12 protein-coding genes are annotated in these 14,476 nt (G+C 70.4%); 7 read left to right on the top strand and 5 right to left on the bottom strand.

Going from position 1 to position 14,476, the window contains the following annotated elements; all coding sequences use genetic code 11:
* Positions 1–11: 11 nt before the first annotated feature.
* Positions 12–644 (top strand): LysE family translocator, encoded by a 633-nt coding sequence (locus AB0I12_RS03560; RefSeq protein WP_359923969.1) that lies wholly within the window; start codon positions 12–14, stop codon positions 642–644.
* On the opposite strand, the gene AB0I12_RS03555 is transcribed toward AB0I12_RS03560, so the two are convergent.
* On the bottom strand, positions 641–1,213 hold the full coding sequence (locus AB0I12_RS03555) for an NADPH-dependent F420 reductase (RefSeq protein ID WP_359923966.1): 573 nt from the start codon (positions 1,211–1,213) through the stop codon (positions 641–643). The two genes, AB0I12_RS03560 and AB0I12_RS03555, sit on opposite strands and share 4 nt — an antisense overlap.
* Positions 1,214–1,292: 79 nt before the next feature.
* Here AB0I12_RS03555 and AB0I12_RS03550 point away from each other — a divergent pair, with 79 nt between their 5' ends.
* Positions 1,293–1,775, top strand: coding sequence for a MarR family transcriptional regulator (locus AB0I12_RS03550; RefSeq protein WP_359923963.1), 483 nt, complete (start codon positions 1,293–1,295; stop codon positions 1,773–1,775).
* On the opposite strand, the gene AB0I12_RS03545 is transcribed toward AB0I12_RS03550, so the two are convergent.
* Positions 1,753–2,784, bottom strand: coding sequence for an L-idonate 5-dehydrogenase (locus tag AB0I12_RS03545; protein WP_359923960.1), 1,032 nt, complete (start codon positions 2,782–2,784; stop codon positions 1,753–1,755). The two genes, AB0I12_RS03550 and AB0I12_RS03545, sit on opposite strands and share 23 nt — an antisense overlap.
* Before the next feature lie 122 nt (positions 2,785–2,906).
* Here AB0I12_RS03545 and AB0I12_RS03540 point away from each other — a divergent pair, with 122 nt between their 5' ends.
* Together AB0I12_RS03540 and AB0I12_RS03535 are read left to right on the top strand one after the other, a co-directional pair.
* Positions 2,907–6,188: a LodA/GoxA family CTQ-dependent oxidase gene (locus AB0I12_RS03540; protein WP_359923957.1), complete on the top strand. Its 3,282-nt coding sequence runs from the start codon at positions 2,907–2,909 to the stop codon at positions 6,186–6,188.
* On the top strand, positions 6,176–7,297 hold the full coding sequence (locus tag AB0I12_RS03535; RefSeq protein ID WP_359923954.1) for an FAD-dependent oxidoreductase: 1,122 nt from the start codon (positions 6,176–6,178) through the stop codon (positions 7,295–7,297). Before AB0I12_RS03540 ends, AB0I12_RS03535 begins: the two co-directional genes overlap by 13 nt.
* Positions 7,298–7,393: 96 nt before the next feature.
* Here AB0I12_RS03535 and AB0I12_RS03530 read toward each other — a convergent pair whose 3' ends face one another.
* The 3 genes from AB0I12_RS03530 to AB0I12_RS03520 form a co-directional block, all read right to left on the bottom strand.
* Positions 7,394–10,819 (bottom strand): error-prone DNA polymerase, encoded by a 3,426-nt coding sequence (locus tag AB0I12_RS03530; RefSeq protein WP_359923951.1) that lies wholly within the window; start codon positions 10,817–10,819, stop codon positions 7,394–7,396.
* Between the two features lie 85 nt (positions 10,820–10,904).
* Positions 10,905–11,741 (bottom strand): MBL fold metallo-hydrolase, encoded by an 837-nt coding sequence (locus AB0I12_RS03525; protein ID WP_359923948.1) that lies wholly within the window; start codon positions 11,739–11,741, stop codon positions 10,905–10,907.
* Between the two features lie 113 nt (positions 11,742–11,854).
* Entirely contained in the window at positions 11,855–12,424 is a 570-nt protein-coding gene (locus AB0I12_RS03520; protein ID WP_359923947.1) for a hypothetical protein, read from the bottom strand.
* Positions 12,425–12,457: 33 nt separating this feature from the next.
* Between AB0I12_RS03520 and AB0I12_RS03515 the strand changes: the two genes are divergently transcribed.
* From AB0I12_RS03515 to infA, 3 genes are all read left to right on the top strand, one after another.
* Positions 12,458–13,273, top strand: a complete 816-nt coding sequence (locus AB0I12_RS03515) for an MBL fold metallo-hydrolase (RefSeq protein ID WP_359923944.1) — start codon at positions 12,458–12,460, stop codon at positions 13,271–13,273.
* A 172-nt stretch (positions 13,274–13,445) separates the two neighbouring features.
* Positions 13,446–14,222, top strand: a complete 777-nt coding sequence (locus tag AB0I12_RS03510) for a GNAT family N-acetyltransferase (protein WP_359923942.1) — start codon at positions 13,446–13,448, stop codon at positions 14,220–14,222.
* A 2-nt stretch (positions 14,223–14,224) separates the two neighbouring features.
* Positions 14,225–14,449, top strand: a complete 225-nt coding sequence (gene infA / locus AB0I12_RS03505; protein WP_359923940.1) for a translation initiation factor IF-1 — start codon at positions 14,225–14,227, stop codon at positions 14,447–14,449.
* Positions 14,450–14,476 lie beyond the last annotated feature (27 nt).

The raw sequence follows: 14,476 nt of genomic DNA, 5'->3' as shown, positions 1-14,476 counted from the left end.
ACGATCGGGGTATGCCGATCGATCAGCACCTCCTGCTCGCGTTCCTGCTGACCACGACGATCGCGATGATCACGCCGGGACCCGACATGTTGTTCATCCTCGGCTGCGGTATGCGCAGCGGCCCGCGGGCAGGTCTGCTGGCGACAGCCGGTGTGGCGACGAGTGAGGCGGTGCACGTCGCGGTCGCGGCCGCCGGGCTGGCCGCCTTGTTCGCGGCGGTGCCGGTCGCGTTCACGACGGTGCGGATCGTCGGCGCGGCGTACCTGGTCTATCTGGGTGTCCAGATGATCCGGCACCGCAACGATGCCGCCGACGAGGCGCCGGCCGGTCAGGCCGCGATGTCCGGGCGGAAGGCGTACCTCGCCGGGCTGACCACGAATCTGCTGAACCCGAAGATGGTCACGTTCACCATCGCGTTCCTGCCGCAGTTCGTGGTGCCGGCGCACGGTCACGTGTGGCTGCAGTTCGCGGTGCTCGGCGCGATCCTGATCGTCCTGGAGTTCCTCGTCGACGGGACGGTCGGCCTGCTGGCCGGGCGGATCGGGGGCTGGCTGCGCACCCGCCGTACCGCCCGGCGCCGGATCGACACCGCGACGGGCGGCATCTTCATCGGGCTCGGCGTCCGCCTGGCCCTGCTGCGTTAGACGAGCGCCAGGCCGCCGGTCCAGGCGACCTTCTCGCCGACGGCGAGGGTGAGCTGCAGGAAGCCGGCGGCCTCGAGCTCACGGGCGCGCTTGAGCGCGCCGGCGTCGACCGTCTGCAGGCCACCGGCCGAGATGATGCCGGCCAGCAAGGCCTTGGCGTCCGCGTCGTCGCCGGCGATCAGGACGGTCGCCGGCGCCTCGCCGGCCTTCCCGGTCGCGACCGTGGCGGCGAAGTTCGTGTTGAAGGCCTTCAGCACCGTGGAGTCCGGGAGCTTCGCGGCCAGCTCGGCCGCCGCGGAGCCGTCCGCCGGGACCACGAGCGAGTCGAAGGTCTCGAAGTTCAGCGGGTTGCTGATGTCGACGACGACCTTGCCGGCCAACTGCTCGGCACGGTCGGCGAGCACCTGGTCGAAGGCCGGGTACGGCGTCGCGAGGATCACGACCTCACCGGTGACCGGCTTGTCCTTGTCGGTGGAGTTGAACAGCTCGACGGTGTTGCCGCCCTTGGCGACGACCGCCGCGATCGCCTGTCCCATGTTCCCGCTGCCGATGATGCTGACGTGCGTCATGCTCTCGCTCCTTTTGGTTGTACCTTCAACTATCACGATAGCGCATGATTGTTGTAGCTACAACCATTAGGATGAGGTTGTGAGCACCCGATGGCTGGACGACACCGAGATGACCGCGTGGGTGCGGCTGGCCGCCGTACTCGAGCTGCTGCCCGGCGTCCTCGACTCGCAGCTGCGCCGGGACGCGGAGCTGACCCACTACGAGTACTACGTGATGGCGATGCTGTCCGAGGCGCCGCAACGGACGCTGCGGATGACCGCGCTCGCCCAGCGGACCAACGCCACGCTCCCCCGGCTCTCACATGTGGTGAAGCGCCTGGAGGACCGTGGCCTGGTCGAGCGGTTCCCGTGCCCGGAGGACGCCCGCGCCACCAACGCGCGGCTGACCGCGCCCGGCTGGAAGAAGATCAAGGCGACCGCGCCCGGCCATGTCGAGACGGTCCGGCAGCACGTGATCGACGTACTCACGCCGGAGCAGATCTCCCAGCTCGCCGCGATCACCGGGGCGATCCTGGAGTCGGTCGACCCCGACGGCAACCTCAGCGCTGTGTATCGCCGCTGAGGTCGAGCAGCACCTTCGACGCGACCGTGCGGTCGGTCGCGAGATCGAACGCGGCGCGCGCCTCGTCGAGCGGGAACGCGTGCGTGACGATCGGGTCGACGTACAGCCCGTCGGCGAGCAGCGCGATCGCGGTGTCGAACTCGTGGTCGAACCGGAACGCGCCGGTCAGCGTCAGCTCGCGGGTCATCAGCAGGCTCCCGGCGAACGCGGTGTCGCCGCCTGGCAACGAGCCGACCTGGACGACGGTGCCGCCGCGGCGTACCCGTTCCAGACAGGTCCGCAGGCCGCCCGCCGTACCCGATGCCTCGATCGCGACGTCGATCTCGTCCGGCCAGTCCGCCGTATCGGCCCGGATCGTCTGCGTCGCGCCGACCTGGGACGCCAGCGCCAGCGGGGCTTCGTGCAGATCCGTCACGACGACCTCGACCGCTCCGGCCTGGCGCAGCGCCGCGGCCACCAGCAGACCGATCGGCCCCGCGCCGGTGACGAGCGCCCGCTTCCCGGCCACAGCTCCCTCGCCGGCCTGTCGTACGGCGTGGATCGCGACCGACAACGGCTCCGCGAGTACGGCGGTGCGTAGCGCGAGCCCGGCGGGAAGCACCCGCACCTGGTTGGCCCGGACGATCAGCTCCTGGACGAACCCGCCCTGGATGTGTGGGTCGCGGGCCGCGCTGCCCAGGTAGCTGCTGGAGGCGCAGATGTTCCGGCGGTCCCGGGCGCATTCCGGGCACGCGCCGCACGGTGTCGCCGGGTGGATCCCCACCGGCGTTCCGGCTTGGAGATCGCCTCCGCTGATCCGGCCGACCACCTCGTGCCCGAGCACCAGCGGTTCGCGGATCCGGAAGTTCCCGACGCCGCCCTCGTGGTAGTAGTGCAGGTCCGATCCGCAGATCCCGCCGTACTCGATCCGCACCGCGACCTGTCCCGCGCCGGGCTCGACGGCCGGCCGCTCCTCGACCCGCAGGTCTCCCGCGGCATGCACCACACAGGCGTACACGTCATCCACCATCCCGGAAATCGCTGTCCGCCCGACCTTATCCGCCGGGCGCCGCCGGGCAACTGCGGTGTATCGCGAGGTGGTCCTGGATCCTCCGTCCCGGTAGGGGCGGACCAACTTGGGGGGAGACAGGCATGGCGACGACGTACAAGATCCATCCGGCGATCGGTATCGCGCGGGTCGGGAACAGTCCGGACGAGTTCTTCGTCGGACCGGAACGACTCCGCGAACGGCCCGAGCCGGCGGGTGGGTTCAAGGACGCGCAATGCCGGGTCAAGCGGCAGGCGGCGCGGTTCCGGATCTTCGCGCACCACGACGACGGCAGCGTCGAGGAACTCACCGACGCCACCGCCGAGATCTCCTGGACCGTGCATCTGGTGAACGCCAAGGCCGCGCACCCGAACCGCGGCAACAGCGAGCCGGCCGGTCAGCTCACCATCGACCCGGGCCCGCGGACGCTGACCGGGCCGGACCAGCGGGAGCTGTTCGACACCGGCTCGATCGACTTCTCCGGGCAGCCGGCGGTGACGGTGCCACTCGGCGAGATCCGCAGCGACGACGACAACCACCTGCTGGTCCTCGGCGGGCACGGGACCTCCGCGTCGCCGGCGGGCAATGTGATCGGCAGCTTCTGGGGCAACGCCGGCTGGTACGACGACGTGTCGGACGGACCGGTCACGGCCACGATCACGCTGCGCGCGGACAACTCGTCACCGGCGGTCGAAGGCGCCTGGGCGATCGTCGCGCCGCCCAAGTTCGCGCCGCACCAGGACAGCGTGACGACGCTGTACGACCGGGTCCTGCAGCGGATGATCGACCTCGGGCTCGCGGCGGCGCCCACCACGACGTCGTACACCGAGGACGTCTACCCGATCCTGCAGCGCGCCCGCGACATGCGCTGGGTGGAAGGGATCTTCGGCGCGCACAGCTGGCCGGACCCGGTCACCGCGCAGCCGCTCGTGGACGCGATCTTCGCGCGGCTGCGGCCGCCGGGCGACATGCCCCGGCTCAACGGCGGCGATTCCGCGCTGACGCCGACGCAGTACGCGCACATGCAGCGCTGGCAGGCCGGCAACTACGCCGCCGACTGGACCGGAGTACCGCAGCCGCAGACCGATCTGACCCCGGACGGGATGGATCGCGCGGCGCTCGAAGCCTGTGTCGGCGGCGCGTTCTTCCCCGGGATCGAGGCCGGCGGGCTGTCCGCCGGCGACCGGCCGATCATCGAGACGTCGTACGCCGAGGCGTTCCGGCTCGCGTCCTCGGTCGGCGCCGGCACGATCAGCCAGGCGATGGCGCTGCCGTGGCAGGCCGACTTCAAGGCCTGCGGTGACAACTGGTGGCCGGTCCCCCGGCCCAACGACGTCATCGCCCAGGACACCGGCAGCCCCGCCCGCTGGGACCGCGACGTCGCCAGCATGGACGACATGGTGACGCTGTGGCACACGCTCGGCTTCGTCGTCGAGCAGGGGTCCGAGCACGTCGAGGTCGAGCACTGCGACGAGGCGTCGATCACGCTGCTCACGCCCGAGCTGCGGTTCGTCGACGTACCGCAGGGGCCGATGGGCATGGTCCGCGAGGCCGCGCTGGCGATCACGTTCGAGGTGCTGTCGCCGGGGTCCGCGGTCACGCTCGACTACGCGCCCGGCGGTGCGCCGGCGCATCCGCAGCTGGTCGCCGCGACCACCTCGGTCACCGTCGGCCCGACCGCGCCCAACGGCGTCGCGACCGCTCGGCTGTGGGTCGTGTACCGCACCGGCGCGGCACCGTCGGCGATCCCGCCGCAGGTCCTCACGGTCCAGGAAGCCGCGTCCGGTCAGACCTGGCAGGTGACCGTCACCGGCAACACCGTCGCGCGGACCACGGCAGCGACCGCCCTGGTGCTGGATCGCTCCGGCAGCATGAGCGAGGACCGCGGCGACGGCCAGAGCAAGCACGTCGCGCTGCAGCAGGCCGCGAACATCTTCGTCGACCTGATGCTCGAAGGCGACGGCGTCGGCATCGTCCGCTACAACGAGGACGCGCAGCCGCTGCAATCCGTCCTCGAACTCGGCGCGGGCGGACTGTCCGACCTGAACCGCAGCGCGACCCACGACACGATCAACGGCACCGGGCTCGATCCGCAGGGCGCAACGTCGATCGGCGACGGCATCTTCGAGGGCCGCGGTCTGCTCGACGCGGCGCCGCCGTACGACGTGAAGTCGCTGGTCGTCCTCACCGACGGGATCGAGAACAGCCCGCGCTTCATCTCCGACGTCGCCGCGCAGATCAACGAGCGCACGTACGCCGTCGGTCTCGGGCAGCCGCAGAACATCAGCGTTCCCGCGCTGCAGACCATCTCCGGCAACAACGGCGGGTACCTGCTGGTCACGGGCGCGATCACCACCGACAACCGATTCCTGCTGCAGAAGTACTTCCTGCAGGTGCTGGCCGGGATCAGCAACGCCGAGGTCGTGCTCGACCCAGACGGCGAACTGACGGTCGGCGCGGTGCACCGCATCCCGTTCCAGCTGTCCGACGGGGACTCGGGGGTGGACGTCGTCCTGCTGACGCCGCGGCCGGACGCCGTCGACTTCCGGCTCCAGACGCCGAACGGGCTGCTGATCGAACCGTGGCGGGCGCAGTCCGAGCCGGCGATGCGGTACGTGACCGGGGAGGGCGTCGCGTACTACCGGCTCACACTGCCCGTCCAGCTCCGGCCGAACAGGTTCGACCAGGCAGGGACCTGGCACGCGTTGCTGACCATCGGCCGGCCACACACCGGGAGGACTCCGGATGACTCCGACGGCGTCGACCTGTCGATCCTTCGCGGCCGCGCGCATCCGGCCGTGCACGCCGCTCCGCCCGCGCGGCGTCCGTTCGAGTTCGAGCGCGCGTTCGCGGTGGCGCAGGAGCCTGCTGTCGGCGAGCAGCCCGGGCGGCGCGGTCTTCCGTACAGCCTGGTCGTGCACTCCTACTCGAACGTGTCGTTGCGCGCCACGGCCGACCAGCGATCCTTCGAGCCCGGCGCCGGGGTGACCATCAACGCCTCCCTCACCCAGTCCGGCGTACCGGTCTCCGGGGATCCTTACGTGTGGGCGGAGGTGACGCGGCCGGACGGGTCCGTCGTGACGGTCGTGCTCGATCCGTTCGCGGCTGGGGAGTTCGAGGCGAGCTTCCGTACGACGGCTCCAGGCGTTTACCGGATTCGGGTGCGGGCTCGCGGACGTACTCGCATCGGGCGGCCGTTCACGCGGGAACGTACGCTCACCGCGGCCGTCTGGCGTGGCGGCGACAACCCGCCGCCGGTGGGTGGCGGCGATTCGTGCTGCTGCGAGTTGCTGTCCTGCGTGCTCAAGGGCTTCGACGACAAGCTGATCGAGCGGTTGCGGCGACTCGGGTTCGACCTCGACGCGATCCGCAAGTGCGGTTGCTGATGTCCCCGACGTACGACGTCGTTGTCGCCGGCGGTGGCCCCGCCGGCGCGGCGACCGCCCTGCGACTGGCCCGCGCCGGGCACACCGTCGCGGTGCTGGAACGCAGCCACTTCGAACACCCACGGGTCGGCGAGACGCTGGCCCCGAGCATCCAGCCGCTGCTGCGCACGCTCGGGCTGTGGTCCCGATTCGTTGCCGCGGGCCACCTTCCGTCGTGGGGGACGCGGAGCCTGTGGTCCGGGGCGGGCGAGCACTCGCACCTGACGAGCGCGTACGGAAGCGGCTGGCACGTCGACCGGCGTACCTTCGATCGAATGCTCTTCGACGCGGCAGGTGACGCCGGGGCGTCGACGTGCCTCGGTTGTTCTTTGAGCTCGTGCTCGTACGACGGGATGTGGCAGCTGACCTGCTCCGACGGCGGCCGGCTGACCGCCCGCGTGCTGATCGACGCGACGGGCCGCTCGGCAGCCGTCGGGCGCTCCCTCGGCGCGCGTCGTATCCCTTTCGACCGTCTGGTCGGGATCACCGCGCGTTGGTCGGGCGTCGACGTGACGGACGAGCACTACCTACTGATCGAAGCCGCTGCGCATGGCTGGTGGTATACGGCGCCTCTCGCCCACAACGCGATGATCGCCATGCTGATCACCGACGCCGACATCTGCCGCCGTCACCACCTGTCGTCCCCTATGGCCTGGACGACCGACCTCAACCAAACCTCCGCCACCTCCGCCCGTCTCCACCACAAAATCGCCGGGGTCGCGAGTTCACCTCGGGTGTGCTCGGCGGCGAGTCAGCGGTTGATTCGGTCGCGGGACCTGCGGCCGTGGCTGACCGTCGGCGACGCGGCTCTTGCCGTCGACCCGATCTCCGGCAGCGGCGTGCCCCGCGCGCTCCGCACCGCGGAAGCCGCGGCCGAAACAGCCACCCGACTCCTCAGCCACCCGTCCGACGCCGCGGACCTGATCACGCAGTACGAGTCCGACCGCAACACCGAATGCACCACCTACCTGACCACCCGCGCCAGCTACTACAACGCCGCCGCCCACCACCCCACGCCCTTCTGGACCCGCCGCCGGACCCCCGTTCCTCGAGTCGTGGAATACGGCTGACCACCTGTTCGTCGAGTCGTGGGATGTGGCTGTGGAAAGCGACCACGATCCACGACTCGGCGAACCGTCGGACCTGGATCCGACACAGCACCGCGGTCAGCGGAAGTCGCGGGACTTGGTGCGGGCGGCCAGGGGGAGGTGTTGGAGGTGCTCGGCGGAGAGGTTGGTTACTTCGCCGGCGCGTTCCACGCGGCCCCGGATGATGAGGGCGGCGGCGTTGCGGGCCACGGCGGCGTGGTGGTGCCAGCAGCCGACGGTGATGACGATGTTGGCCATGCCGGTCTCGTCCTCGAGGTTCATGAACGTGACGCCGGACGCGGTGGCGGGGCGCTGGCGGTGGGTGACGACGCCGGCGACCCGGACGCGGGCGCCGTTCGGGGCGTTGCGCAGCTCGGCCGCGGACAGGATGCCGTCGGCGCGCAATTGCTCGCGGACGCGTTGCATCGGGTGGCTCGTGGTGGTGATCGAGGTGGACCACAGGTCGGCCATGTCGGCCTCGATGTCGCTCATCCCGGGCAGCGTCGGCGGCGGACCGGCCGCCGTGATGCCGGCCAGTTGACCCGGGCGCTCCTCGGCGGCGCGGCCCGCCTCCCACAACGCCTGTCGCCGGTCGAGCCCGAAGCAGTCGAACGCGCCGGCGGTCGCCAGCGCCTCGACCTGGGCCGCGGTGATCCCGGTCCGCCGGACCAGGTCGGCCATCTCCGTGAACGGCCCGCCCCGCTCCCGCTCCTCGACGATCAGCTTCGCGCCCTTCTCCCCCACCGTACGTACCTCAGCCAGCCCGAGCCGGACCGCGAACGCGCCGTCCCGCCGATGCACCGTGGTGTCGAACGGAGCCTTCGGGTCGAACGGGCCCACCACCGGCTGCGGATCCGCCAGGCACGCGTCGAGACCGGTCGGCCCGGTCAGCTCCTGCCCCTCGACCAGCAGCTCAAGACCCGCGTCGACACCCGAGAGATGCAGATGCGGGCGGCGGACCTCGACACCGTGCCGGCGGGCGTCGGCGACCAGGGACTGCGGTGAGTAGAAGCCCATCGGCTGCGCCCGGAGCAGCGCGGCCAGGAACGCGGCCGGGTAGTGCAGCCGCAGCCAGGTGCTGGAGTAGACGAGCAGCGCGAAGCTGATCGAGTGCGACTCGGCGAACCCGAAGTTCGCGAACGCCTCGATCTTGGCGTAGATCTCGTCGGCCAGCTCCCCGGTGATCCCGTTGCCCGCCATCCCGGCGTACAGCTTGTCCTTCAGCGACGAGATCTTCTCGATCCCGCGCTTGGACCCCATCGCGCGGCGCAGCAGGTCGGCCTCGTCGCCGTCGATCTCGCCGACCGCCATCGCCATCTGCATCAGCTGCTCCTGGAACAGCGGCACGCCCATGGTCCGCTCCAGCACCGGCCGCAGCTTCGGGTGCAGGTAGGTGATCGGCTCCTCGCCGGTCCGGCGGCGGATGTACGGATGTACGGCGCCGCCCTGGATCGGGCCGGGCCGGATCAGCGCGATCTCGGTGACCAGGTCGTAGAACCGCCGCGGCTTCAGCCGGGGCAGCGTCGCCATCTGCGCGCGGGACTCGACCTGGAACACACCCACCGAGTCCGCCCGGCAGAGCTGGTCGTAGACCCCGGCTTCCTCCCGCGGGATCGTGTGCAGCTCCCACGACTCCCCCACCTGCTCGCGGACCATGTCCAGGCAGTACTGCAGCGCGGCCAGCATGCCGAGCCCGAGCAGGTCGAACTTCACCAGCCCCATCCAGGCGCAGTCGTCCTTGTCCCACTGCAGGACCGTCCGGTTCTCCATCCGGGCGTGCTCGATCGGCACCACCTCGCCGACCGGGCGCTCGGTCAGCACCATGCCGCCGGAGTGGATCCCGAGGTGCCGCGGGAACTTCAGCAGCTCGGTGGCCATCGCCACCACCTGCGGCGGGATGTCGTGCTCGGTCGAGGTGATCTCCGGGCTCCAGCCGTCCACCTGTTTCGACCACGCGTCCTGCTGGCCGACGGAGTACCCGAGCGCCTTGGCCATGTCCCGGACGGCGGACTTCGGGCGGTAGGAGATCACGTTCGCCACCTGGGCGGCGTTGTGCCGGCCGTATTTGGCGTAGACGTGCTGGATCACCTCCTCCCGGCGGCCGGAGTCGAAGTCGACGTCGATGTCCGGCTCCTCGGCGCGGGTGGTGGCCAGGAACCGCTCGAACGGCAGGTTGTAGAGGATGCTGTCCACCGCGGTGATCCCGAGCGCGTAACAGACCGCCGAGTTCGCCGCCGATCCCCTGCCCTGACAGAGGATCCCGTGGTCATGGGCGAACCGGACGATGTCCTCGACGATCAGGAAGTACCCCGGGAAGCCCTTCTCCTCGATGACGTCGAGCTCCCGCTCCAGCCGCTCGTACGCGTCCGGGCGCTGCTCGCGCGTCCCGTACCGCTTCGCGGCCCCGCGGAACGTCAGCACCCGCAGCCACGACATCGGCGTCTCCCCCTCGGGTACGTCGCGCAGCGGCAGCTTCGGCTTCGCCCGGGCGAGGTCGAACGCGAGCTGGTCCGCCAGCGTCACCGACCGCGCCACCGCCCCGTCGTACCGCCGGAAACGGGCGGTCATCTCGGCGCCGGAGCGCACGAACGCCATCCCGCTCGACGGCAGCCAGCCGTCCATCGCGTCCAGGTCGCGACGGGCCCGTACGGCGGCCAGCGCGGCCGCCAGTTTGTGCTGCGCCGGGGTGGCGTAGTGAACGTTGTTCGTGGCAACTACCGGGAGACCGCGGTCGGCGGCCAGACCGGCCAGGACCCGGTTCCGCGTGGTGTCGGCGGGGAGGTGGTGGTCGATCAGCTCGACGACCACCCGGTCCTTGCCGAACAGCGCGGTCAGCCGGTCCAGCTCGCGTCCGGCCGCGGCCGGGCCGTCGGCGCGCCCGCCGAGCTCGAGCGCCTGCCGGACCAGGCCCTTGCGGCAGCCGGTCAGGATCACCCAGTGGTGACGGCCTTTCTCGGCCAGCCGCTCCAACGAGTAGACCGGTTTCCCCTTCTCCCCGCCGGCCAACTGCGCCTCGGTGATCTCACCGGCCAGCCTGTGGTATCCCTCTTGCCCCTCGGCCAGCACCAGCAGGTGACTGCCCTCCGGATCGGCCACCCCGTTCTGCGGGCCGGTCAGATCCAGCGACAGCTCGGCGCCGAACACGGTCGGCAGCGAGTACGCCGCCGCGGCCTCGGCGAACCGCGCCGCACCGTAGAACCCGTCGTGATCGGTCAACGCCAGCGCGTGCAGCCCCTGCCGAACAGCAGCCTCGACCAGGTCCTCGGGCTGCGAGGCGCCGTCCAGGAAGGAGAAGTTCGAGTGCACGTGGAGCTCGGCATACGGCACGGCGTACTCAGGGCGATGCACCACGTCAGGCACATACGGCCCGCGATGCTGCGACCAGGCAGGACTGTCCCCGCCGTCTGCCGTCACCGGACGCCCACCATGGCTGCCCGGACGCGAGCGATCCGACAACTTACGCTCGAGCTCCGACCACTTGATCGGCGGATTGTTGTAACCCACGCAACCATATTAGAACATAGGTTCCCTTAAGCTCAGGCGCCAGCCGCCCCAATCGTGGACATCATCCGCCTCAACTTGCCGCGCGTCACGGGACGGGAACCGAGTCACCCAGACCGGCGTACAGGTAGCGGTCGCCGAACGCCTCGCTCAGTGCCAGGAAGCCGGGTTCACCCGTGCAGTGGCCCGGGGCGACGGTCTGCACTTGCCACTCGTCGCGGAGTGCCTGCGCGACCCGACGCACCTCGGGCTCCTCGGCCAGGACGAGGTGGAGCCCACCGGCGATGCAGTGGACACGGTCGTCGATCGCGGCAGTGGCCTCCAGGATCCGCTCGATGCCCGGGTGCGAGCACCCCACCACCAGCACCAGTCCCTGCGAAGTCAGCAACGCGAGGGAGATCTCGCGCAGCTCACGCGTTCCCGCCACCTCCGAGACGACGGGGATCAGCCACGCGCCGCTTCCCAGCGGGGTCGACTCCTCGATCCAGGTGAATCGTGCGCCCGGCCACGGCGTGCCGTGGCGGATGACGTCGGGCGGCTCGCCGTCGTAGTACTGCATGGACCGCGGCAGCGACGGGCGGCGCGGGTAGAAGTGGCCGGGAAGGCTCGAGCCGAACACGCCGTACAGCTCGGCCGGCGCGTAGACCGGCACGTCGGGGTTGACGTGCAGCAGGTGATCGAGCCCGGAGGTGTGGTCGCCGTGCCGGTGCGAGACCACGACGAGATCGATCGTGCGCAGGTCGACACCGAGGGCGCCGGTGTTGGCGGCGAACGTCCGCGAGTCGTTCCCGGTGTCGAAGAGGATCCGCTGGCCCTCGAACTCCACGAGCGCAGCGAATCCCCAGTCCTTGATCAGGCCGGGGCGGCTCCCGAACGCGTCGTGGAGGACCGTGATCCGGTTGGCCGTCCCTCCCCGAGGCTCCATGCCATCACCTGACCACACCGCACGGCGTACGTCGAGTAGGGCACGGACCGCCGTGCCCGCGGATCTACGCGACTGTCAGGGGCTAAGCGCCGAGTAGCCACGTCTAGGTGAGCTCAGTCCGGTCGGTGCAGGGCGTCGAAGACGTCGCGGACGAAGTAGGTGTCGGCCAGGGCGTCGTGGATCGCGTAGGACGACTGGTCGATGCCGACGGTCGCCGACATCTCGCCGACGTCCGCGGTCGGCGGGTGCTTCGTGTGGCCCAGCAGCTGGCTGATGACGCAGACGAGGCGAAAGTCCCACGGCACGTCCGCCGCATCCTCGGCGACCAAGCCGTTGAGGTGCATCAGATGCAGTACGTCGGTGGCATCCATCCACGGCGCGGCCCCGACCCACAACGGCTCGTCCGCGGTCAGCTCGACCATGAGCTCCGCGACGTCCCGGCCGCTGCACACATCCTGTTCGGATCCGTTCAGCGACGGGTGACGATGGAAGCGGCTGATCTCCAGCGCCCGCTCGGTCGCGGCCGACAGGTCCAGCTCGTCCAGCCGGACGAACCGGTTGTACGCCGTCTCTCGCCCGTCGTCCTCACGGCGGATCACCGCCAGCTGCCAGATCTGCCGGCCGCCTGGGAGCCACGGTTCCCGGACGCTGGTGGTTTCCAGATCAACGAAAAGAATCGCCATCCCGCAATCCAACCAAAGCGATACGGTGTCGGCATGTTGAGGCAGGTTGCGGAGGGTGTGCTGGTCCACCGGAGCGAGTTGCTCCAGAACAACACCGTCGTCGTGCAGGGCCACTCGGGTGTGCTGCTCGTCGACCCGGGCATCACGGGCGAGGAGATGGCCTGCCTCGCGGACGACCTTCGGGCGATGGGTCAAACCGTCGTCGCAGGCTTCTCGACGCATCCCGACTGGGATCACACACTCTGGCATCCCGAGTTCGGCGACGCGCCCCGCTACGCCACCGCCCGCGGTGCGGCCTTCCTGCGCGAGCTCCTGTCCGACGCCGCCTGGAAGGACCGCGTCGCCGAGGGGTTGCCGCCGGAGATCGCCGACCAGATACCGCTGGACCTGCTCGGCCGGGTCACCGCCCTGCCGGCCGGAGCCACGAAGCTTCCGTGGGACGGACCCGAGATCCGGATCGTCGAGCATCCGGCGCACGCCCAGGGCCACGCGGCGCTGCTGATCGAGGAGCCCGGCGTGCTGGTCGCCGGCGACATGCTGTCCGACATCCTGATGCCGTTCCCCGATCCGGCCGCCGCGGATCCGCTGGCGGACTACCTCACCGGGCTGCAGCTCCTCGAGGGCGTCGGGGACGCCGTCGAGGTCGTCGTCCCCGGTCACGGCTCCCCCGCCGCCGGAGCCGATCAGGTCCGCGTCCGGATCGCGCAGGACCGGGCGTACGTGCAGGCCTTGCAGGACGGCCGTCTTGCCGACGACCCGCGGATCGGCCCGTCGGCCACCTACGGCGCGGACTGGCTGCCCGCGGTGGCCGAATGGCATCTCCAGCAGTTCGGCCGGAAAACCGATTGACCGGCACCACGGCCGCGCTGGTACCGTGCCGTGGTCCGTGACATCACACCAGGAGGTGAGGCCCCGATGAACGCTGTAGCGCAGTGGGTGCTCCCCCTCTCGTGGTCACGGGCGGGCGATTGACGTAGGTGTCGTCGGGAGCGCCGCGAGAAGCTCCCGAAGGGAAACACCTATGAACTCTTTGCCTTTCAGTCCGGGCGTCGGCGCGGTGACGATCTCACGCGTCGCGGACAACCAGTGGCACGCGATCGAGAACGATCTCGTCGTCGGCCGCGGTCACGCCTCCCGGCGGCTCGACGGCCGGAGCTTCCTCAGCATCGACACCTGGCGGGACGCCGTCTTCGACCGGCTCGCCGCCGCGATGCTGGCCGACCTCACGGGCCCGCTCCACACGGTCGTCGACGAAACCGACCGTGACCTCACGGCCAACTGGGAACGCGCTGGACTCACGATCTGGCGCCGCGAGTCGGAGTACGTCGTACCCACCCGGCCGATCGCGCCGCCAGCGCCGTCAGGGGTGCACATCGTCACCGACGTCGCCGAGCCGCCGCTGCGCGAGCTGGACCAGGCGATCCGCGACGAGGTCGGATCCACCGTCGGCTGGCACACGATGCCCGCGGAGGTGCTGCCCTGGCAGGGCGGGACGCGGCCGATCGACCCGTCGAAGTACACGGTCGCCGTCCGCGACGGCCGGTACGTCGGATTTGTCCGGGTGGCCACGAGGACGCGGCGCCCGCGCATCGGGCTGATCGCGGTCCTGGCGGCCGAGCAACGCCGAGGCATCGGCCGGGCGCTGCTGGGCCACGTGCTCGACGGGTTCCACCGCGCCGGCGTCGAGGCCGCCACGGCGGAGGTCGACGAGACCAACACCGCGGCGACGGCACTGTTCGAAGGGATCGGCGCCGAACGCACCGGCCGCACTCTCGAACTGATCACCGGGAAGGCCTGACCATGCCCAGAGCAGCAGGCGGTATCGAGATCGAGGGCACTGTCGTCGAGTGCCTCCGCAATGCCACCTTCCGGGTCGAGCTCAGCAACGGCCACAAGGTCCTGGCGCACATCAGCGGCAAGATCCGGAAGAACTACATCAAGATCCTCCCCGAGGACCGCGTCCTGGTGGAGCTCAGTCCTTATGACCTGAACCGGGGCCGGATCATCTTCCGCTACCGCACCTGATCCATCTCACACGCCACCCGTCTGATC

The sequence above is a fragment of the Kribbella sp. NPDC050459 genome (assembly GCF_040655315.1).
In the GTDB taxonomy this organism is placed as follows: domain Bacteria; phylum Actinomycetota; class Actinomycetes; order Propionibacteriales; family Kribbellaceae; genus Kribbella.
Note: the sequence above shows the minus strand (reverse complement) of the source record. Positions and strands in the feature narration are given on the sequence as shown.